This window comes from Streptomyces sp. NPDC057963 (assembly GCF_042887155.1).
In the GTDB taxonomy this organism is placed as follows: domain Bacteria; phylum Actinomycetota; class Actinomycetes; order Streptomycetales; family Streptomycetaceae; genus Streptomyces.
On the sequence record NZ_JBHVPX010000033.1, the window covers coordinates 34,586 to 58,121 of the forward strand.

Genomic DNA, 23,536 nt, shown 5'->3' on the forward strand with positions numbered 1-23,536 from the left:
GACGGCGGCCGATCTGCTCGATCGCTTCGGTTGCAGGTTGAATGAGAGGGACTTCGTGCGCACTCGGCGAAACGTTTTCGAAGTCGATTTTCGTGACTCGTCGGCGGATGTTTCCCGAGTGGAGGTGTTCGATGCGTTCCGCGCACACTGAGCAGCCGGTCGGCTCCGGCCCGGACCGGCTGCCGTTGCTGCTGCCCGGAGGTCACCCCGAGTCGGTGCGCGCCCACGCCGGGCGGCTGGCCGAGTACCTGGACGCACGGGCGGACGTGCGGCCGGCCGATGTCGGCGCGGCCTTGCGTGCGATGGCCGCCTCCGGGCCGCACCGCGCGGCCGTCGTCGCCGCCGATCGAGCCGGCTTCGCCGACGGCTTGCGGGCGCTGGCGGCCGGCCGCGGAGCGCCCGGGCTGGTCGAGGGCACCGCTCTCGGAGGGCCGGTCGCGTTCGTGTTCCCCGGCCAGGGCGGGCAGTGGCCGGGGATGGCGAGGGACCTGCTGGCCGAGTCCCCGGTGTTCCGGGCTCGGCTCGACGACTGCACGCAGGCACTGGAGCCCTTCGTGGACTGGTCCCTGCTGGACGTGCTGCGCGATCCGGCCCCGCCCGGCCGCGTCGACGTGGTGCAGCCCGCTCTGTTCGCGATGATGGTGGCGCTCGCCGAAGTGTGGCTCTCCCACGGGATCGAGCCCGCCGCGGTAGCCGGGCACAGCCTGGGTGAGGTGGCCGCGGCCGTCGTCGCCGGCGCGCTGTCGCTGGACGACGGCGCGCGGGTGGCGGCACTGTGGAGCCGGGCCCAGGCGACGATCGAGGGCCGGGGCGAGATGGTGTCGGTGCGCGCGCCCGAACAACTGGTGCGCGAGCGGCTGGCGGCCTGGCCGGATGCGCTGGTGGTGGCCGCGATCAACGGGCCGGCCACGGTGCTGGTGTCCGGGGACACCGCAGCGGCCGCAGAGCTCGTGGCGGCCCTGACCGCCGACGGGATCCCGGCCCACGGGGTGGCAGTGGGGCTGGCCGCGCATTCGCCGCAGATCGAGCAGATCCTGCCGTCGATGCGGAGGGATCTCGAGCCGATCCGGCCCCGGCCGCCGCGGCTCCCGTTCTACTCGGCCCACCTCGGGACCCGGCTGCCCGGGGACGCGGTGGCGCTGGACGCCGAATACTGGTGCGGGAACCTCCGCCACCCGGTGCGGTTCGAGGAAGCCACCAGGGCCCTGCTCGCCGACGGCTGCCGGGTGCTCGTGGAAGTCAGCCCGCACCCGGTGCTGACCGCGGCGATGCAGGAGACCGTGGAATCCGGACCGGTTCCGGCGACGGTGTGCGGTTCGCTGCGCCGCGGCCAGGGAGACCTCCGCAGGTTCCTGCTGTCACTGGGCGAGGCGTACGTGGGCGGCGCCGAGCCCGGCGGCGATGCGCTGTACGCCGGCCACGCCCCGGTGCCGTCGGCCGACCTGCCCGTGGCCGGGGCCGGCACCGGACAGTCCTCTTCGGACCCTTTGCTTTCGGACCCTTCGCTGCATGGGGAGCTGGCCGGCCTGGAGCAGGCCCGCCGACAGGCGGTGCTGACGGAGCTGGTGTGCCGCGAGGTCGTCCTCGCCCTGGGCGAGGGCGGGGCGGACGTGGTCGATCCGGACCGATCATTCCGCGACCTGGGGTTCGATTCGGTGACCGCGGTCGAGGTGCGCAACCGGGTGTCGGCGGCCAGCGGGCTGACGCTGCCGGTCACGGTCACCTTCGACCACCCGACGCCCGCCGCGCTTGCCGTCGCCCTGGCCGAGCGGCTCTTCGGTCCTGATCCCGGTGCCGGTCACGAACCGGACCGGCTCACGCCCGCCACCGAGGACCCGGTCGTGATCGTCGGGATGGGTTGCCGGTATCCGGGAGGCGCCCACGGCCCCGACCGCCTGTGGGAGCTCGTCGCGAGCGGCGCCGACGCGCTGACGCCGTTCCCCGCCAACCGGGGCTGGGACGTCACCGGGACGTACGCGCCCGAGACGGACCGGACGGGCCACCACTACCAGCGCGAGGCCGGGTTCGTGCACGACGCGGACCTGTTCGACGCCGACTTCTTCGGCATCTCACCCCGCGAGGCCACCGTGATGGACCCCCAGCAGCGGCTGCTGCTGGAAACGTCGTGGGAGACGATCGAACACGCGGGCATCGACCCGACTTCGCTGCGCGGCAGCCGAACCGGCGTGTTCATCGGCGCGATGACGCTGGAGTACGGGCCCGGCACGGGCGACGACACCGGCTTCGGTGGGTACGTGTTCACCGGCACCACCGGCAGCGTGCACTCCGGCCGCATCGCGTACAGCCTCGGCCTGGAGGGCCCGGCGGTCACCGTCGACACCGCCTGCTCCTCCTCGCTGGTAGCCCTGCACCTGGCAGTGCAGGCGCTGCGGGCGGGCCAGTGCGACCTGGCTGTGGCCGGCGGCGCCACGGTGATGCCGAACCTCGGCATGTTCGTGGAGTTCTCCCGGCAGGGCGGGCTGGCCGGCGACGGCCGGTGCAAGGCGTTCTCGGCCGCCGCCGACGGCTTCGGTCTGGCCGAGGGCGTGGGCCTGCTGCTGGTGGAACGGTTGTCGGACGCTCGGCGCAACGGGCACCAGGTGCTGGCGGTGGTGCGGGGTTCGGCGGTCAACCAGGACGGGGCGTCCAACGGCCTGACGGCGCCGAACGGCCCGTCGCAGCAGCGGGTGATCCGGCAGGCACTGGCCGACGCCGGCCTGGCACCGTCCGATGTGGACGTGGTGGAGGCCCACGGCACCGGCACCAGGCTCGGGGACCCGATCGAGGCCCAGACGATCCTGGCGACCTATGGGCAGGACCGGGAGCATCCGCTGTGGCTGGGCTCGGTGAAGTCCAACCTCGGGCACACGCAGGCCGCGGCCGGGGTCGCCGGGATCATCAAGATGGTCCAGGCGATGCGGCACGGCCTGCTGCCGAAGACCCTGCACATCGACGAGCCCACCCCGCACGTCGACTGGTCGGCCGGGGCCGTCCAGCTGCTCACCGACCCCACCCCCTGGCCGGACGACGACCGCCCGCACCGGGCCGCGGTCTCCTCCTTCGGCATCAGCGGCACCAACGCCCACGTGATCCTGGAGGCTCCCGAAAAAGCGGTGCCGGACGCGGCGCCCGAGGCGCCGTCCGATTCCGTTGCGGTGCCGTGGGTGCTGTCCGGGAAGTCGGACGCGGCGGTCCGGGCGCAGGCCGCCCGGTTGCTGGAGTTCGTCGAGGCGGACCCGGCCCTGCGCACCGTCGACGTGGGCTGGTCGCTGGTCAGCTCCCGGTCGCTGTTCGAGCACCGGGCCGTGGTGGCGGGCTCGGGCCGGGACGAGCTGTTGGCGGGCCTGAGGAACGCGGTGGCCGGCGAGTCCGTGCCGGGAGTGGCGCGGGGCATCGCGCGGCCCGGCGGCGTGAAGACCGTGTTCGTCTTCCCGGGCCAGGGCGCGCAGTGGGCCGGGATGGGCCGTGACCTGATGGCCTCGTCCCCGGTGTTCGCCGCGCGGCTGCGGGAGTGCGCCGATGCGCTGGCCCCTTACGTCGACTGGGATCTGGCCGAGGTGGTCGGTGGCGCCGAGGGTGCTCCCGGGTTCGAGCGGGTGGACGTGCTCCAGCCGGTGTCGTGGGCCGTGATGGTGTCGCTCGCGGCGCTGTGGCGGTCCTCCGGCGTCGAGCCTTCCGCAGTGGTCGGGCATTCCCAGGGCGAGCTCGCGGCCGCGGTCGTCGGCGGGTACCTCACCCTCGAGGACGCGGCGCGGATCGTCGCGCGGCGCAGCCGGATGATCACCGAGGAGCTGACCGGGCGCGGCGGGATGCTGTCCGTGCTCATGAGCGCGGACTGGGTCACCGAAGCCCTGCGGCCGTGGGCGGGCCGCCTGTGGATCGCGGCGGTCAACGGGCCGGCCTCGGTGTCGGTCTCGGGTGACGCCGAGGCACTGGGCGAGTTCGGCCGGGTGCTGTCGAAAGCGCGGGTCCATCGCTGGCAGCTGCCCGGGGTGGACTTCGCCGGGCACTCCGGGCACGTCGACGCCATCGAGGAACGGTTGTGCGCGGAGCTGGCCGACATCACCGCGCGGCCGGGCGAGGTGCCGTGGATGTCCACTGTGGACGGGCAGTGGGCCGATTACGCTCGTGTGGACGCCGACTACTGGTATCGCAACCTGCGCGACGTGGTTCGCTTCGAGGACGCGACGGAGGCGCTGATCGCGTCGGGCCACCGGGTTTTCGTCGAGGTCTCGACACACCCGGTGCTGACCACCGCGATCGGCGAGGTGGCGGAGGCGCACCAGGACCCGGGCATTGCGGTGGCCGGCACGTTGCGCCGCGACGACGGCGGCGCGGGCCGGTTCGTCGCCGCGCTCGCCGAGGTGGTGGCCGCGGGGGTGGACGCCGACTGGGCCGCCGTGTTCGCCGGCGCCGGCACGACGCGCGTGCCGCTGCCGACGTATGCCTTCCAGCGCAAACGTTTCTGGTTCGACACCGCCGAGGTGCCCACCGATGTCACCGCCGCGGGCCTGAGCTCGGCCGAGCACCCGTTGCTCGGTGCGAGGGTGCCGTTGCCGCACACGGACGGCGTGCTGTTCACGAACCGGCTGTCGCTGCGGACGCACCCGTGGCTGGCCGACCACACCGTGCGGGACACCGTGCTGTTCCCCGGCACCGGCTACGTGGAGCTGGCCGTCCGGGCGGGTGACAGCGTGGGCTGTGACCGGTTGGACGAGCTGACCCTGGACACTTCGCTGGTGGTGCCCGCCGAAGGGGGCGTGCGAGTCCAGGTGGTGGTATCGGACGCCGACGCGGACTCCCGCCGGAGCGTGGCGGTGTACGCGTGCCCCGACGGACAAGAGGTGTGGACCCGGCACGCCACCGGCGTGCTCGGCACCGGCGCTTCCGCGGACGCGGACGCGGACTTCGACATCGTGACCGGGGTCTGGCCGGTGCCCGGCGCGACCGAGGTGGACATTTCGGGCTTGTCTGACGGGCTGGACGCGGCCGGGTTCGCGTACAGCCCCCTGTTCCAGGGCCCGACCCGGGCCTGGCGCCACGGCGACCGGATCCTGGCCGAGGTCGGGCTTCCCGCGGACACCGGCGCGGAGTCGTTCGGGATCCACCCCGCGCTGCTTGATTCCGCGGTGCGGACGGGAAGCCTCGCCGGAGTGGACGGGCTGCCGGCCGGCTTCACGGACGTGGTGTTGCGGGCGTCGGGAGCGTCGAGGCTGCGGGTGGCACTGACCCGCACCGGGCCGGACGTGGTTTCGCTGGCTGTCGCGGACACCGCCGGCCTTCCGGTGCTGTCGGTCGGGTCGCTGACCGTGCGCCCGCCGACCGCGCAGAGCGTGAGCGCCAGTCTCGGCGACGGCGCACTGGTGAAGCTGGACTGGCCGGGCATAGCCGGCACCGCCGCCGCGGTGGCGGACCGGCTGGTGGTCGATCGTCCCGGTTCGATCGCGGATGCCGTGGCGTCGGGCCCGCTGCCGCCGGTGGTGGTGCTGCCGGTGTCCGGGGACCCGGACGCGGTCGTGGAGTCCGTCCACGACGTCACAGGGTGGGTGCTGGAGCAGGTGCAGCACTGGTTGAGCGACGAGCGTTTCGCCGCCACGCCGCTGGTCGTGGCGACCACGGGCGCGATCGCCGTCCGGCCGGGGGACACGGTCACCGATCCGGCGGCGGCGGCGGTGTGGGGCCTGGTGCGATCGGCGCAGACCGAGAACCCCGGCCGGTTCGTCCTCGTCGACACCGACGCCGAGCCGGACACCGCCGTGCTGGGCCGGATCCTGGCCGCAGACGAGCCGCAACTGGCGTTGCGCGCCGGCCGGTTGCACGCCGCTCGCCTGACCCGAGTGAGCCCGGCCGACGGAGCGGGGCCGGTCCTGGACGGCGTCGGCACGGTCGTGATCACGGGCGGCACGGGTGGCCTGGGTGGTCTCTTCGCCCGGCACCTGGTGACCGAGCATGGCGTCCGGCACCTGCTGCTGCTCAGTCGGCGCGGCCCGGACGCACCCGGCGTCACCGAACTGGTGGCGGATCTGGGGCGGCTCGGCGCTGAGACGATCGTCTCGGCGTGCGACGTGACCGACCGGCGAGCCCTGGCCGACGCGCTGGCGTCCGTGGCTGCGGAGCACCCGGTGACGGGTGTCGTGCACGCCGCGGCGGTGCTCGACGACGGGGTGATCGGGTCGCTGTCGCGCCAGCAGCTCGACCGGGTGCTCGCCCCGAAGGCCGACGCGGCCTGGTACCTGCACGAACTGACCCGCGACCACGACCTGTCCTTGTTCGCGGTCTTCTCGTCCGTCGCGGGCCTCACCGGCAACGGCGGGCAGGGCAACTACGCCGCGGGCAACGTTTTCCTGGACGCGCTCATGCAGCAGCGCCACGACGCGGGACTGCCTGCTCTGTCGATGGCCTGGGGTCCGTGGACGACCGAGGTCGGCCTGGTCGGCAGTCTTTCCGACACCGACCTGCGGCGCATCGCGCGGTCGGCCATGCCGGAGCTGCCGGTGGCGCAGGGCCTCGCGCTGTTCGACCGGGCGCTGCGCGCCGGTGCGCCGGTGCTGGGACTGACCCGGCTGAACATCGGGGCGTTGCGCGCCCAGGCGGACGTGCCGGCCGTGTGGCGGTCCCTGGCCGGCGGTACCCGGCGCCGCGCGGCCGACAACACCACGGACAGCACGCGGCTGGCGGGACTGTCCGGTGCGGAGTGCCGACGGGTGCTCGTGGATATGGTGCGCGAGGCCGCGGCGGCCGTGCTGAGGCACGGCGCGGGCACGGAGATCAACACCATGCAGCCGTTCAAGGCGCTCGGGTTCGACTCGCTGACCTCGGTCGAGCTACGCAACCTGCTGCGGGCGAGGACGGGGCTCGCACTGCCGACCGGCGTCGTGTTCGACTACCCGACCGTGGCCCGGCTGGCGGAGTACCTGTCCGGCCGGCTCGGGCAGCCCCCCGCCGCGGAGCCGGAGGTGCGGCCGGCGGTGGTACCGGCACCCGTGGCCGACGATCCAGTCGTCCTGGTGGGGATGGCCTGCCGCTACCCGGGCGGGGTGTCCGATCCGGCCGGTCTGTGGCAGCTGGTCGTGGAAGAAGCCGACGCCATCACGCCGTTCCCCGCCGACCGCGGTTGGGACCTCGACGCGCTGCGGGGCGCCGACGGGCCCGGCCTCTCCGCCACCGAGCAAGGCGGATTCCTCGACGTGGTCGGCGACTTCGACGCGGCGTTCTTCGGCATCTCGCCGCGGGAGGCGCTGGCCACCGATCCGCAGCAGCGGCTGCTGCTCGAGGTTTCCTGGGAGGCGCTGGAACACGCGGGGATCGACCCCGCCGCGCTGGCGGGCAGTCAGACCGGCGTCTTCACCGGCGTCTACCAGTCCGGCTACGGCGATCTGCTCTCTCGTTCGGCCCAGCGCCTGCAGGGGCATCTGCTCACGGGCAGCTTGGCCAGTGTGCTGTCCGGCCGGGTGTCCTACGCGCTGGGCCTGGAGGGGCCGGCGGTGAGTGTGGACACGGCGTGTTCGTCGTCGTTGGTGGCGATTCACCTGGCGGCGCAGGCGTTGCGGGCGGGGGAGTGCTCGCTCGCGCTGGCGGGCGGGGTCACGGTGATGGCCGGCTCCGAGGGATTCGTGGAGTTCACGGCGCAGGGAGGGCTGTCCGCCGACGGCCGCTGCAAGTCGTTCGCCGACGCCGCCGACGGCACCGGCTGGTCCGAGGGTGTCGGGCTCGTGGTGCTCGAGCGGTTGTCGGACGCCCGTCGCCATGGTCACGAAGTCCTGGCGGTCCTGCGGTCGAGCGCGGTGAACCAGGACGGCGCCTCCAACGGGTTGACGGCGCCGAACGGTCCCTCGCAGCAGCGGGTGATCCGGCAGGCGCTGGCCGCCGCGGGACTGTCCGCTTCGGACATCGACGTGGTGGAGGCCCACGGCACCGGCACCCGGCTCGGCGACCCCATCGAGGCCGAGGCGATCCTGGCCACCTACGGTCAGGATCGCCCCGGGGACCGGCCGTTGTGGCTGGGGTCGCTGAAGTCGAACATCGGGCACACGCAGGCCGCGGCCGGCGTGGGCGGTGTGATCAAGATGGTCATGGCCATGCGGAACGGCGTGCTGCCCAGGACCCTGCACGTCGACGAGCCCTCGGCGCGGATCGACTGGTCCCAGGGCGACGTGCGGCTGCTGACCGAGGCGATGCCCTGGCCGGAGAACGGGCATCCGCGCCGGTTCGGTGTGTCCTCGTTCGGGATCAGCGGCACGAACGCGCACGCCATCCTCGAAGCCCCCGCCGGCTCCCCGACGGAACCCGCAGCGACCGGTGCCGCGAGTGTCCTGGCCGACGGCGTGCCGTGGGTGCTGTCCGGGAAGTCCGAGGACGCGCTGCGGGCGCAGGCGGCTCGGTTGCTGGATTTCGTGGAAGCGGACCCGTCGCGGAACGCGGTGGATGTCGGCTGGTCGCTGGCCCATTCGCGGTCGGCGTTCGACCACCGCGTCGTGCTGGCGGGCGCGGACCGGGACGAGCTGGTGGCCGGGCTGCGAGCGGTCGCGGCCGGTGGCCCGGCCCCGGGAGCGGCGCGGGACACGGTCCGGCCCGAGCCCCGGGTGGGCGTGCTGTTCCCGGGGCAGGGCGCGCAGCGGATCGGGATGGCGCGGGACCTCTACGACCGGTCCGCGGTGTTCGCGTCCACCGTGGACATGATTCTGGCCGAGCTGGATCCGCTGTTGGATCGGCCGTTGCGTGAGGTGATGTGGGGCGAGGACGCGGAGCTGGTCAACGAGACGGGCTGGGCGCAGCCGGCGTTGTTCACCGTGGAAGCAGCCCTGTTCGAGGTGGTGCGCGCGTTCGGGGTGACTCCGGACTACCTGCTGGGGCATTCGATCGGGGAGATAACCGCCGCGTATGTGTCGGGTGTGTGGTCGCTGGCCGACGCCTGCCGGGTGGTGGCGGCGCGGGCCCGTCTGATGCAGGCGTTGCCGGCGGGCGGGGCCATGGCCGCGGTCGGGCTTTCCGAGGCCGAGGTCGCGGACCTGCTCCCCGACGGGGTCTCGATCGCGGCGGTGAACACCGCGGACTCGGTTGTCCTTTCCGGTCCGCGGGATGACGTCGAGCGGGTAACGGCCGCCGCGGCCGAGCGCGGCGCCAAGGCGACGCGGTTGCGGGTGTCGCACGCGTTCCACTCGTCCTTGATGGATCCGATGCTGGCGGAGTTCGCCGGCGTCCTGGAGTCGGTGGAGTTCCGGCCCCCGCGGATCCCGGTGGTGTCGAACCTGACCGGCGAACCCGCCGCCGAGGACCTGTGCTCGCCGGAGTACTGGGTCCGGCAGGTACGCGACACGGTCCGGTTCGCCGACGGGGTGCGCTCGCTGGCCGAGCAGGGTGTGACGGCGATGGTGGAGCTCGGCCCGGACGCGGTGCTGTCGGGGCCGGCGCAGCACAGTTGTGCTCCGGGAACGGTGGTGGCGCCGATGTTGCGGCGCGGGCACGACGACGTGCGCACCGTGCTCTCGGCGCTCGGGCTGGTGTACGCGCAGGGTGTGTCCGTGGACTGGGCCGGGGTGTTCGCCGGCCGTGGCGCCACCCGCGTTCCGCTGCCGACCTACGCCTTCCAGCGGCAGCGGTTCTGGCCGGAGCCGTCTCCGGTCGCGTCCCGGGCGTCCGGCGACCCGGCCGACGAGCAGCTCTGGACGTCGGTGGAGCAGCAGGACGTCGAGGCGCTGGCGGACGCGCTCGGCCTCGACAGCGCCGAGGCCGCTTCGGTGCTGCCGGCACTGGCGTCGTGGCGCACGCGTCGCCGCGACGAGGCCACAACGGACGGATGGCGCTACCGCGAGAGCTGGAAACCGCTGGGGGCTCCCACGGCGGCGACGCCCGGCCGCTGGCTGGTCGTGGTACCGGCTGGAGCCGCTGACGACGCCGGGACTCGGGAGATCGTCGACGCCCTCGGCGCCGGGACGCGGGTGCTCGAACACAGCGGACCCGATCGCGCGGCGCTCGCCGGGAAGCTGAGCGACGCCGCCGGGTCGGGCGTCCCGGTGGCCGGGGTGCTGTCGCCGGCGGCGCTCGAGCCGGACACGGCGACCGGGCTGGTGTCGGCCACCCTGCTGCTGCGGGCGTTGCGGGACACTGGTCTGTCCGCCCGCCTGTGGGTGGTGACGCGGGGCGCCGTGTCGATCGGGCCCCATGACCCCGTGACCGCTCCGGGGCAGGGTGCGTTCTGGGGGCTCGGCCGAGTCGCCGCGCTGGAGGAGCCCGAGCTGTGGGGCGGTCTGGTGGACCTGCCCGGAACACTGGACCTCCGAACCGCGCGCCGGTTCGCCGCCGCCGTGTCGGACACCGCGGGCGAGGACCAGATCGCGGTCCGCTCCTCCGGCTGGTACGGCCGCCGGCTGGTGCACGCCCCCGCGAAGACCGCCGGTCCGCCGTCGTGGACGACATCCGGGACGGCGCTGGTCACCGGTGGCACCGGTGGCCTGGGCGCGCGGGTCGCCCGGTGGCTGGTCGAGCGGGGCGCCGAACACCTCGTGCTGCTGAGCCGACGTGGACCGGCGGCCGAGGGCGCCGACGAGATCCGGCTGGAACTCGAGGCCGCAGGCGCGCAGGTGAGCGTGGTGGCCTGCGATGTGGCCGACCGTGCCGCGCTGACCGCGGTGCTGGCGGACTTGCCGGACGAATGGCCCTTGCGGACAGTGGTGCACGCCGCCGGGGTCATGGACGACGACGTGGCGCTGGCGGCGACGACCCCGGAACGGTTCGAGCGTCAGCTGCGGGTGAAGGCCGACGGGGCACGTCATCTCGACGACCTCACAGGTGATCAGGAACTCGACGCGTTCGTGCTGTTCTCCTCCGGGGCGGCGGCGTGGGGCAGCGGCGGGCAGGCCGCGTACGCGGCGGGCAACGCCTCCCTCGACGCGCTCGCGCAGCACCGCCGCGCGCGGGGCCGGACGGCGACATCGGTAGCCTGGGGCTCGTGGGGCGAGACCGGCATGGTGCTGGGCCTGGCTGCGGCCGAGCGGGACGACCTGGACCTGCTGGGTGTCGTGCCGATGCGGCCCGAGCTGGCGATCGCCGCGCTGCAACGCGCGCTGCACCAGGACGACGCGACAGTCGTCGTCACCGACCTCGACTGGAGCCGGTTCGCTCCGGTGTTCACCGCGGTCCGGCCGAGTGCCCTGCTGTCGGATCTGGCCGAGGTCGCCGAGGCACTGGGCGGCTCGCAGCCGGACGACGCGAGTTCCGAGGGGCCGGCGGCGCGGCTGGCGGGCCTGTCCGAGGAACAACGCCGGGCCGCGTTGTTCGACCTGGTCGGCGAAACGGCGGCGGTCGTGCTGGGGCACGCGGCCGGCACGCGGATCGACGAGGACCAGCCGTTCAAGGACCTGGGCTTCGACTCGCTGATGGCGGTCGAGCTGCGCAACCTGCTGCAGGCCGGCACGGGGACGAGCCTTCCCGCAGGCCTGGTGTTCGACTACCCGACCGTGAGCCGGCTCGCGGCACACCTGGTCGGTGAGTTCGGCGAGGCCCGCGCGGCGGAGGCGGCCACGGTGCCCGCGCTCGTTTCGCTCACCGACGACCCCGTCGTCCTGGTCGGCATGGCGTGCCGGTTCCCGGGCGGGGTGTCGGGGCCGGACGACCTGTGGCGGCTGGTCATCGACGAGACCGACGGCATCACCCCGTTCCCGGCCGATCGTGGCTGGAATCTGGACGAGTTGCTGGGGACGAACGCCCTCGTGGCGGCCGGCGAAGGCGGTTTCCTCGACGGCGTCGGCGATTTCGACGCGGCGTTCTTCCGGATGTCGCCGCGGGAGGCGCTGGCGACCGATCCGCAGCAGCGGTTGCTGCTCGAAACCTCTTGGGAAGCGCTGGAGCAGGCCGGGATCACGCCCTCGTCGCTGGCGGGCAGCCCCACCGGTGTGTTCGTCGGCGCGTACCAGACCGGATACACCGAGCTGGTGTCCCGCTCCGGCGAGCAGTCGCAGGGGCATCTGATCGTCGGTGGCGCGGGCAGTGTGATCTCCGGCCGGGTGGCCTACACCCTTGGGCTGGAAGGTCCGGCGGTGAGTGTGGACACGGCGTGCTCGTCGTCGTTGGTGGCGATGCACCTGGCCGCACAGGCGTTGCGGGCGGGAGAGTGCTCGCTGGCGCTGGCGGGCGGGGTCATGGTGATGCCCACGCCCGAAGCGTTCGTCGGCTTCACCGCGCAGGGTGCGCTGGCGGCGGACGGTCGCTGCAAGTCGTTCGCGGACGCGGCCGACGGGACCGGCTGGTCCGAGGGTGTCGGTGTACTGGTGCTGGAGCGGTTGTCGGATGCTCGTCGGCACGGTCATGAGGTGCTGGCGGTGCTGCGGTCGAGTGCGGTGAATCAGGACGGTGCGTCGAATGGGCTGACGGCGCCGAACGGTCCGTCGCAGCAGCGCGTGATCCGCCAGGCGTTGGCGGCGGCCGGCCTGTCCGCTTCGGACGTCGATGTGGTCGAGGCGCACGGCACAGGGACGAGGCTGGGTGATCCGATCGAGGCGGAGGCGGTGCTGGCGACCTACGGTCAGGACCGGCCAGAGGGCCGGCCGTTGTGGCTGGGGTCGTTGAAGTCGAACATCGGGCACGCGCAGGCGGCGGCCGGTGTCGGTGGTGTGATCAAGATGGTGCTGGCGTTGCGGCACGGGGTGCTGCCGAGGACGCTGCACGTGGACGAACCGTCGGCCCAGGTGGACTGGGCGCGAGGCGACGTTCGGTTGCTGACCGAGGCTGTCGCGTGGCCGGAGACCGGCCGCCCGCGCCGGGCCGGCGTGTCCGCGTTCGGGGTCAGTGGCACCAATGCGCACGTGATTCTCGAAGCCCCGCCCGAAGAGCCCGGCGTCCCGGCGCGACAGTTGTCCAGTGAGGACGGTGTCGTGCCGTGGCTGCTGTCGGGGAAGTCGGCCGAGGCCGCCCGGGAGCAGGCGTCCCGGTTGCTGGAGCACTTCGGCGCCGATCCGTCGCTGCGTCCCGTCGACGTCGCGTGGTCGTTGCTCGGTTCGCGAGAGGTGTTCGACCACCGGACGGTGGTCGTGGGCGCCGACCGGGACGAGCTGCTGGCCGGTCTGCGCGCGGCGGCTGCCGGCCGGCCTGCGCCGGGCGTGGTCCGAGGCGTCGCCCGCTCCGGCGGTGGCGTGGTGTTTGTGTTTCCGGGTCAGGGTGCGCAGTGGGTGGGGATGGGGCGGGAGTTGTTGGTTTCGTCGCCGGTGTTCGCGCGGTCGATGCGTGATTGTGCGGTGGCGTTGGAGCCGTTTGTGGAGTGGTCGTTGGAGGAGGTGCTGGGTGATGAGGTGGCGTTGGGGCGGGTGGATGTGGTGCAGCCGGTGTTGTGGGCGGTGATGGTGTCGTTGGCTGCGGTGTGGCGGTCGTTCGACGTCGAGCCCGCGGCCGTGGTGGGCCATTCCCAGGGCGAGATCGCGGCGGCGTGTGTGGCCGGTGGTCTGTCGTTGGCGGATGGGGCGCGGGTGGCGGCGTTGCGCAGCCGCGCGATAGCCGAGCAGCTCACCGGCGGCGGGATGGTCGCGCTGCCGATGCCGGCCGGACAGGTGCGCGATCTGCTCGCGGAGCACCCGGACGTGTCGCTGGCCGCGATCAACGGGCCGACGTCGACCGTCGTCGCGGGCGAAACCGGCGCTCTGGAGCGGCTGCTGTTCGACTGCCGTGAGCGGGAGATCCAGGCGCGCAGGATCGCCGTGGACTATGCGTCGCACTCGCGGCTGGTGGAGCGGATCGAAGAGCGGCTGCTGACCGACCTGGCGCCGATCACGCCGCGGCCCGCGGCGATCCCGGTCTTCTCGTCCGTGACGGGGGAGCAGGCAGACACCGCGTCGTGGGACGCGCGGTACTGGTACCGCAATCTGCGGAGCACGGTGCGGTTCGAGGACGCGCTCACGGCCGCCCTCGACGCGGGACCGGGCACGGTGCTCGAAGTCAGCCCGCACACGGTGCTGGTGCCCGCCGTCCAGGACATTGTGGACGGTCGCGAAAGCGCCGTCGTGATGGGCACCCTGCGCCGCGGTGAAGGTGGTTTCCCCCGGACGGTGCTGGCGCTCGCGCAGGCGTACGCGCACGGCGTCCGCGTGGACTGGGCGACGGTGTTCGCCGGTCGCGACGCCAGGCGCGTCGCGTTGCCGACGTATGCGTTCCAGCACGAACGCTTCTGGCCCGACCCGGCCACCGGGCCCGCCGACGTGACCGCGGCCGGTCTGAGCTCCGCGCAGCATCCGTTGCTGGGGGCGACGGTGCCGCTGCCGCAGACGGACGGCGTGCTGTTCACCAGCCGCCTGTCCCTGCGCACCCATCCCTGGCTCGCCGACTACACAGTGCGCGGCGTCGCGGTGCTGCCCGGGACCGCGTACGTCGAGCTGGCTGTCCGCGCCGCCGACAGCGTGGGCTGCGACCGGCTCGAGGAACTGGTCCTGGAGGCGCCGCTGGTGCTGCCCGCCCAGGGCGGCGTGCAGGTGCAGGTCGTGGTCGGCGACGCCGATCCCGGGACACGGCAGCGGAACGTGGCCGTGTACGCGCGTCCCGACGGGCAGGAGGAGTGGATCCGGCACGCCACCGGCCAGTTGGGTGCCGGCGGCCGGGTTCTCGCCGGGACGACGTTCGACCCGGTTACCCAGGCCTGGCCGCCGCGCGAGGCGACGCCGCTCGACACCGCGGGCTTCTACGAGCGGCTCGGTGACGACGGGTTCGGCTACGGCCCGGTGTTCCAGGGGCTGACCCGGGCGTGGCGATCCGGCGAGCGGATCCTCGCCGAGATCGAGCTGCCCGAGGCCGGCCGTGGCCTGGCGGAGTCGTTCGGCATCCACCCCGCGTTGCTGGACGCCGCGCTGCAGACCTCGGCGCTCGCCGGGCTGGACGGGCTTCAGTTCAGCTTCACCGACGTGGTGCTCCAGGCGTCCGGCGCGTCCCGGGTGCGGGTCGCGCTCACCCGTGTCGGCCCGGACGAGGCCGCCCTCGTGGTCGCGGACTCGACCGGACTTCCCGTGCTGTCGATCGGCTCCCTGATCATGCGGCCGCTGACGGCCGGCGGTCTGAGCGCGGGCACCGGCGACGGTGCGCTGCTCGAACTGCGGTGGAACGCCGTGCCCGCGACCGCCGCGATCCCGGTGGACCAGTGGCGTCTGGCCGCGCCCGGTGAACCGGTGCTCTCGGCACTCGACGGCGAGCCGACGCCTGCCGCGGTAGTGCTGCCGGTGTCCGCAGACCCGGGCACGGTGGCGGACTCCGCGCACCAGGTCGCGGGCCGGGTGCTGGGCCGGCTACAGGACTGGCTGGCCGACGAGCGCTCGGCGGATGTTCCGTTGGTCGTGGTGACGACCGGGGCTGTGAGCACCGGCCAGGACGAACCGGTGACCGATCCGGCCGCCGCCGCGGTGCACGGTCTGGTGCGCTCGGTGCAGGCCGAGTACCCGGGTCGGATCGTCCTGCTCGACGCCGACACCGAGCTGGACGCCGCCGGACTGGGCCTGGCGCTGGCCACCGGCGAGCCGTACCTCGCCCTGCGCGCCGGGCAGTTCCACGCCGCCCGGCTGACCCGGGTCAGCGGTGCCGCCGGAGCCCCGCCGGCGCTGGATCCCGCGGGGACGGTTGTGATCACGGGCGGCACCGGCCGCCGCGGTGGTGTTCTCGCCCGGCACTTCGTCGCCGGGTACGGGGTCCGGCACCTGCTGCTGGTCGGCCGGAGCGGCCCTGCCACGCCCGAGGCCGAGGCAGTTGTCGCGGACCTGGCGGAGCGTGGCGCCACTGTGTCGGTCGTGGCGTGCGACGTGACCGATCGGGCGGCGCTGGACGACGTGCTCGCGTCCGTGCCGCCGGAGCACCCGGTGACCGGTGTCGTGCACGCCGCCGACGTGGACGACGACTTCGCGGTGGAGACGCTGTCCCGTGAGGAGTTCGACAGGGTGCTGGCGCCGCGGATCGAGGGCGCCTGGCATCTGCACGAGCTGACCCGGGACCTCGATCTCGCGTTCTTCGTGCTGTTCTCGTCGCTCGACGGAGTCACCGGGACCGCGTTCGCCGACTGGCTGGCGCGGCAGCGCCGCCGGGACGGGCTCCCCGGTCTGTCGCTGGCCTGGGGTTCCTGGGCTTCCGAGCGCGGGTTGTCGACGGAGCAGAGCATGGACCTGTTCGACCGGGCGCTGGGTTCGCAGGATCCGGCGCTCGTGCTGACCCGGCTGAATCTGCCGGCGCTGCGGGCCCAGGCCGAGGTGCCCGCGGTGTGGCGCTCGCTCGTGGGCATCACGGTCCGGCGTGCGGCCGACAACTCGCGCGGTGGCGGGGAAGGACTGTCACGGCGGCTCGCCGGACTGTCCGCCGTGGAGCGTGATCGCCTGCTGGTGGAGATGGTGCGCGAGTCGGCCGCGGCGGTGCTCGGCTACCCGTCGGGTGAGCGGATCGGCACGGACCAGCCGTTCCGCGAGCTGGGTTTCGACTCCGTGACGGCGGTCGACCTGCGCAACACGTTGCAGGCCGGCGCCGGCGCCACCCTGCCGGCGACCCTGGTGTTCGACTACCCGACCGTCACCCGCCTCGCCGCGCATCTGGCCGAGGAGTTCGGGGACACGGACACGGACACGGCCCCGGCCCCGGCCCCGGCGGCCGACGCCGTGACGCGGCCTGTGGCGGCGGCCTCGGTGGCCGATGATCCGGTCGTGCTGGTGGGCATGGCCTGCCGGTACCCCGGCGGAGTGTCCGATCCGGACGGTCTCTGGCGGCTCGTGGCCGACGGGACCGACGGCATCACCGCGTTCCCCGACGATCGCGGCTGGGACCTGGAGACACTGCGGGGCACCGACGGGCCCGGCTCCGGGACCTCGGCCACCGGCCGCGGTGGTTTCCTCGACGGGGCCGGTGAGTTCGACGCGGCGTTCTTCCGGATCTCCCCGCGGGAAGCGTTGGCGACCGATCCGCAGCAGCGGCTGCTGCTGGAGGTGTCGTGGGAAGCCCTGGAGCAGGCGGGAATCGATCCGACCTCGCTGGCGGGCAGCTCGACCGGGGTGTTCGCGGGCGTCTACTCCTCGAACTACGCCAACCTGGTCGCCCGTGGTGGTGAGTACCTCCAGGGGCACCAGATCACGGGTGGGGCGGCCAGTGTGATCTCCGGCCGGGTGGCCTACACGCTGGGGCTGGAAGGCCCCGCGGTGAGTGTGGACACCGCGTGCTCGTCGTCGCTCGTCGCGATGCACCTGGCCGCGCAAGCCCTGCGGACAGGTGAGTGTTCGCTGGCGCTGGCCGGCGGTGTCACGGTGATGGCCACCGCCGACGCGTTCGTCTGGTTCACCGCGCAGGGCGGACTGTCGCAGGACGGCCGGTGCCGGTCCTTCTCCGACTCGGCCGACGGTACCGGGTGGTCCGAGGGTGTCGGTGTGGTCGTGCTCGAGCGGATGTCGGACGCGCGCCGCAACGGTCACGAGGTGCTGGCGGTGCTGCGGTCGAGTGCGGTGAATCAGGACGGTGCGTCGAACGGTTTGACGGCGCCGAACGGGCCGTCACAGCAACGCGTGATCCGCCAGGCGTTGGCTGCGGCCGGTCTGTCCGCTTCGGACGTGGACGTGGTCGAGGCGCACGGCACCGGGACGAAGCTGGGTGATCCGATCGAGGCGCAGGCGGTACTGGCAACCTACGGCCGGGACCGCGTGGACGGGCAGCCGCTGTGGCTGGGCTCGTTGAAGTCGAACATCGGGCACACCCAGGCCGCAGCGGGAGTGGGCGGTGTGATCAAGATGGTGCTCGCGTTGCGCCACGGGATTCTGCCCAAGACCCTGCACGTGGACGAGCCCTCGACGCAGATCGACTGGACGCAGGGCGACGTACGGCTGCTGACCGAGGCGATGCCGTGGCCGGAGAATGGTCGTCCGCGCCGGGCCGGGGTGTCGTCGTTCGGCGTCAGCGGGACGAACGCCCACGTGATCCTTGAGGCGGCAGTCGGCGACGAGCGCCGTGGTGCCCCGGAGACTCCCGCTGTGCTCACGGCCGCGGTGCCGTGGGTGCTGTCGGGCCGGACAGAGGAGGCCCTGCGGGCACAGGCCGCGCGGCTGCTGGACTTCGTGGAGGCGGACCCGTCGCCGCGACCGGCCGACATCGGGTGGTCGCTGTCCGCTTCCCGCGCGGTGTTCGACCACCGCGCCGTGGTGCCGGGAACGGATCGGGACGAGCTCGTCACCGGGTTGCGTGCGCTCGCGGCCGGTGAGCCCGGCGCCGGGACCGTCTCGGATGCCGCGGGGGCCGACGCGCGGCTCGGGGTGTTGTTCACTGGGCAGGGTGCGCAGCGGGTGGGGATGGCGCGTGGGCTCTATGGGGAGTCGCCGGTGTTCGCGGCGGCGTTGGACGGGGTTCTCGCGGAGTTGGATCCGTTGCTGAGCCGGCCGTTGTGTGAGGTGATGTGGGGCGACGACGTCGAGTTGATCCACGAGACGGGGTGGGCGCAGCCTGCGTTGTTCGCGGTCGAGGCGGCGTTGTTCGAGGTGCTGCGGGCGTTCGGGATGATTCCGGACTATCTGCTGGGACATTCGATCGGTGAGGTTACGGCGGCTTACGTCGCCGGGGTGTGGTCGTTGGCCGATGCGTGTCGGGTGGTGGCGGCGCGGGCGCGGTTGATGCAGGCGCTCCCTTCGGGCGGCGCGATGGCCGCGATTTCGCTGCCCGAGGCCGAAATCGCTGAGATCCTGCCGGAGAGCGTGTCGGTCGCGGCCGTGAACACGGCGGACTCGGTGGTGGTCTCGGGGCCGCGGGACGACGTGGACCGGGTGGCCGAGGTGGCGTCCGCTCGCGGCGCCGAGGTGACGCGGCTGCGGGTGTCGCACGCTTTCCACTCGTCGGCGATGGAGCCGATGCTGGCGGAGTTCGCCGCGGTTCTGGAGACGGTCGCGTTCCGGCAGCCGCGGATCCCGATCGTGTCGAACCTGACCGGTGAGATCGCGTCCGCGGAAGAGTTGTGCTCCCCCCGGTACTGGACGGACCAGGTCCGCGGCACGGTGCGATTCGCCGACGGTGTGCGCCTGCTCGCCGATCAGGGCGTGACCGCGCTGGTGGAACTGGGGCCTGACGGTGTGCTCTCCGGCGCGGCGCACCACAGTTGTGCGCCGGGCACGGTCGTGGCGCCGGTGTTGCGCCGCGAGCAGGACGACGCGTCGGCGGTGCTGTCCGCGGTGGCGCGGCTGTTCGTGGACGGTGTGGCGGTGGACTGGACCGCGGTGTTCGCGGGCCGGGGCGCGGTGCGGGTGGCGCTGCCGACCTACGCGTTCCAGCACCGGCGCTTCTGGCCCGACACGGTCGCCGACGTCGCCGACGTGACCTCGGCCGGGTTGAGCCCGGCGGAGCACCCGCTGCTCGGCGCCGTGGTGCCTTCGCCCACGGACGACGGGATCGTGTTCACCAGCCGGCTTTCGCTGCGCACGCACCCGTGGCTGGCCGCCCACACCGTGGGCGGCACCGCGGTCTTCCCGGGCACCGCCAGTGTCGAGCTGGCCATCCGCGCAGGCGACAGCGTGGGCTGCGACCGGGTCGAGGAGCTGGTGCTGGAGACGCCGCTGGTGTTGCCGGCCACGGGAGTCGTCCAGGTTCAGGTCCTGGTCGGTGCGGCCGACGAGGACGCGCGGCGGAGCTTCGCCCTGTACGCGCGGGTGGACGGCGCGCAGGAGTGGACCCGCCACGCCACCGGTCGGCTGGGCACGGCCGCCCGCGCGGCCGGTCCGGACCCGTTCGGCCCGCTGCGCCAGGCCTGGCCCGCGCCGGAAGCCGAGGAAATCGACGTGACCCGGTTCTACGAGCAGTCCGCCGAGTACGGCCCGATGTTCCAGGGGCTGACGAAGGCGTGGCGCCACGGCGACCGGATCCTCGCGGAGGCCGAGCTGCCCGAGTCCGGCCGTGGTGCGGCGGAGTCGTTCGGGCTCCACCCCGCGCTGCTGGACGCGGCACTGCAGGCAAGGGCGTTCGCGGGCAGGGAAGGCGTGGGGTCCGGGTTCCGCGACGTGGATCTGCTCGCTTCCGGTGCAGCCCGGCTCCGGGTCGCACTGACTCCGCAGGGGCCGGACGAGGTGTCGCTCGCGGTCGCCGACTGGACCGGCTCACCCGTGCTGTTGATCGGTTCCGTGACGCTGCGACCGCTCGACGCGGTCGGCACCGTGGTGGACACCGGGGACCGTTCGTTGCTCGAGATCAGCTGGGTGCCGACTCCTGGCGGTGCCGCCCCGGTGGGTCGCTGGACCGTCGTCGGGTCCATGGACCCCGTGCCCGCTGCCGAGGAGGGCGCGGTGGTGCTGCGGGCATCCGGGGACTCGGCCTCGGTGGTGGAAAGCACGCACGAGCTGACCGCCGAGGTTCTCCGGCAGCTGCAGCAGTGGCCGGCGGATCCCGCGGGCTCGCCGCTGATCGTGTGGACCCGGGGTGCGGTCACCACCGCACCCGGTGACCCAGTCACGGATCTGGCCGCGGCGGCCGTGTGGGGCCTGGTTCGGTCGGCGCAGACGGAGAACCCGGGCCGGTTCGTACTGCTCGACACCGACCCCCACACCGACCGGCTCGACGCGACGGTGCTCGGCGAAGTACTGGCCGCAGGTGAGCCACAACTGGCGCTGCGCGGCGGCCGGCTCTTCGCGGCGCGCCTGACCCGGGCCGGCGCTGGTGACGAACCGGCGCCGGTGCTGGATCCCGAGGGCACGGTCGTCGTCACCGGCGGCACCGGTGGGCTGGGCGCGCTGGCAGCGCGGCATCTGGTGACCGAGCACGGCGCGCGGAACCTCCTGCTGGTCAGCCGGCGCGGTGCGGCTGCCCCGGGTGCGGAGGAGCTGCTGGCGGAGCTCGGGGCGCTCGGCGCCACGGTGGTGGCGTCGGCCTGTGACGCGACCGACCGGCAGGCGCTCGCCGAGGTGCTCGCCGAGGTGCTGCCGGAGCACCCCGTGACCGGGGTCGTGCACGTCGCGGGCGTTGTCGACGACGGTGTGCTCGCGTCGCTGTCGCGCGAGCAACTGGACCGGGTGCTCGCCCCGAAGGTGGACGCGGCCTGGAACCTGCACTCGCTCACCCGGGACCTGTCGTTCTTCGTGGCTTTCTCGTCGCTCGGCGGCCTGCTGGGCGGCGGTGGCCAGGCCAACTACGCCGCGGGCAACACGTTCCTCGACGCGCTGATGCAGCAGCGCCGCCACCACGGGCAGCCGGGCATTTCGCTGGCCTGGGGGCCGTGGTCGACGGAGCTCGGCATGGTGGGTTCCCTGTCCGGCACCGACCGGCGGCGGATCGCGCGCTCGGCCACCCCGCCGATGTCGGTGGAGCAGGGCATGGAGCTGTTCGACCGGGCGTTACGCGCGGACCGTCCGCTGCTGGCGCCGACCCGGCTGGACATGGCTGCGCTGCGGGCCCAGCGGGACATCACGCCGCTGTGGCGTTCCCTGGCCGGGTCCGCGGCGCGGCGCGTCGCGGACAACACCGACGGCGGCGGGGACGGCCTGGGCCGACGGCTGGCCGGACTGTCCGATGTGGACCGGCTGGAGGCGCTGGCCGACCTGGTCCGCGAGTCCGCCGCGACGGTGCTGGGGCATGCCCCGGGCGAGCGGTTCGACATTGCTCAGCCGTTCCGCGAGCTGGGCTTCGACTCGCTGACCGCGGTCGAGCTGCGCAATCTGCTGCAGGCCAGGACCGGCGTCGCCCTGGCGGCCAGCCTGGTGTTCGACTACCCGACCGTCGGCCACGTGGCGAGGTACCTGGCAGCCGAGTTCGGCGCGCAACCGGCCGAGGCTGCCGTGGTGCCGGCTCTCGCGTCCGTCGCCGACGATCCGATCGTGCTGGTGGGCATGGCGTGCCGGTTCCCGGGCGGCGTCTCGGGCCCGGAGGGCCTGTGGCGGCTGGTCGCCGAGGGGACCGATGGGATCGCGCCGTTCCCGGCCGACCGCGGCTGGGATCTGGACTCGCTGCTGGGCAGCGGCGGCCCGGGCACCGGGACGTCCGCGACCGGCGAGGGCGGCTTTCTTCCAGAGGCCGGCGAGTTCGACGCGGCGTTCTTCCGGATCTCCCCGCGCGAGGCGCTGGCCACCGACCCGCAGCAGCGGCAGTTGCTGGAGGTGTCGTGGGAGGCATTGGAACGCGCGGGCATCGACCCGAGTTCGCTGGCCGGCAGTGCGACCGGTGTGTTCACGGGCGTCTACCAGACCGGCTACGCCGAACTGGTCGCGCGAGCCGAAGAGCAGTTGCAGGGCCATCTGCTCACCGGCGCGGCCGGGAGCGTGATGTCGGGGCGTGTGGCGTACACGTTCGGCTTCGAAGGCCCGGCGATGAGTGTGGATACGGCGTGTTCGTCGTCGTTGGTGGCGATGCATCTGGCGGCGCAGGCGCTGCGGTCGGGCGAGTGCTCGCTCGCTCTCGCGGGCGGTGTCACAGTGATGGCCGCGGCGGACATGTTCGTCCGGTTCACGATGCAGGGTGGTCTGGCTGCGGACGGCCGGTGCCGGTCGTTCTCGGATGATGCCGATGGGACTGGGTGGTCCGAGGGTGTCGGTGTGGTGGTGATGGAGCGGTTGTCGGATGCTCGTCGGCACGGTCATGAGGTGCTGGCGGTTTTCCGGTCGAGTGCGGTGAATCAGGACGGTGCGTCGAACGGTTTGACGGCGCCGAATGGTCCGTCGCAGCAGCGCGTGATCCGCCAGGCGTTGGCTGCGGCCGGTCTGTCCGCTTCGGACGTCGATGTGGTCGAGGCGCACGGCACCGGGACGAGGCTCGGTGATCCGATCGAGGCGCAGGCGGTGCTGGCGACCTACGGTCAGGACCGGCCAGAGGGCCGGCCGTTGTGGCTGGGGTCGTTGAAGTCGAACATCGGCCACACGCAAGCGGCGGCCGGTGTCGGTGGTGTGATCAAGATGGTCATGGCGTTGCGGCACGGGGTGCTGCCGAAAACCTTGCACGTGGCCGAGCCGTCGACGCAGGTCGACTGGTCCCGGGGCAACGTGCGGCTGCTCGCCGAGGCGATGCCGTGGCCGGAGAACGGGCACCCGCGCCGGGCCGGGGTGTCCGCGTTCGGCGTGAGCGGGACCAACGTGCACGTGATCCTCGAGGCTCCTGTCGAAGCCGACGCGGACGAAACCTCGGCTGTCGGAACCCCGGCTGTCGAAACCGTGGCCGGGGAGGAAGCAGCCGAGGTCGAGCGTGTGGTGCCGTTGGTGCTCTCGGGCAAGTCGGGTGAGGCGGTGCGGGCTCAGGCGGCTCGGTTGGTGGAGCACTGGGAGCGGTATTCGTCGGTGAGTGCGGTGGATGTGGGCTGGTCGTTGGTGAGTTCGCGGGCGGTGTTTGGTCACCGGTTGGTGGTGGCGGGAGGGGGTCGGGAGGAGTTGCTGGCCGGTCTGCGTGCGGTGGCTGCGGGTGAGGCGGCTGCGGGTGTGGTGCGGGGTGTGGCGCGGGTGGGGAGCAAGGCGGTGTTTGTGTTTCCGGGTCAGGGTGCGCAGTGGGTGGGGATGGGACGGGAGTTGTTGGTTTCGTCGCCGGTGTTCGCGCGGTCGATGCGTGATTGTGCGGTGGCGTTGGAGCCGTTTGTGGAGTGGTCGTTGGAGGAGGT

At 73.2% G+C, this 23,536-nt stretch carries 1 protein-coding gene; it reads left to right on the plus strand.

Going from position 1 to position 23,536, the window contains the following annotated elements; all coding sequences use genetic code 11:
- Positions 1-131: 131 nt before the first annotated feature.
- On the plus strand, positions 132-23,536 hold a 23,405-nt coding region (locus ACFVT1_RS37705), incomplete at its 3' end, for a type I polyketide synthase (RefSeq protein WP_389804428.1).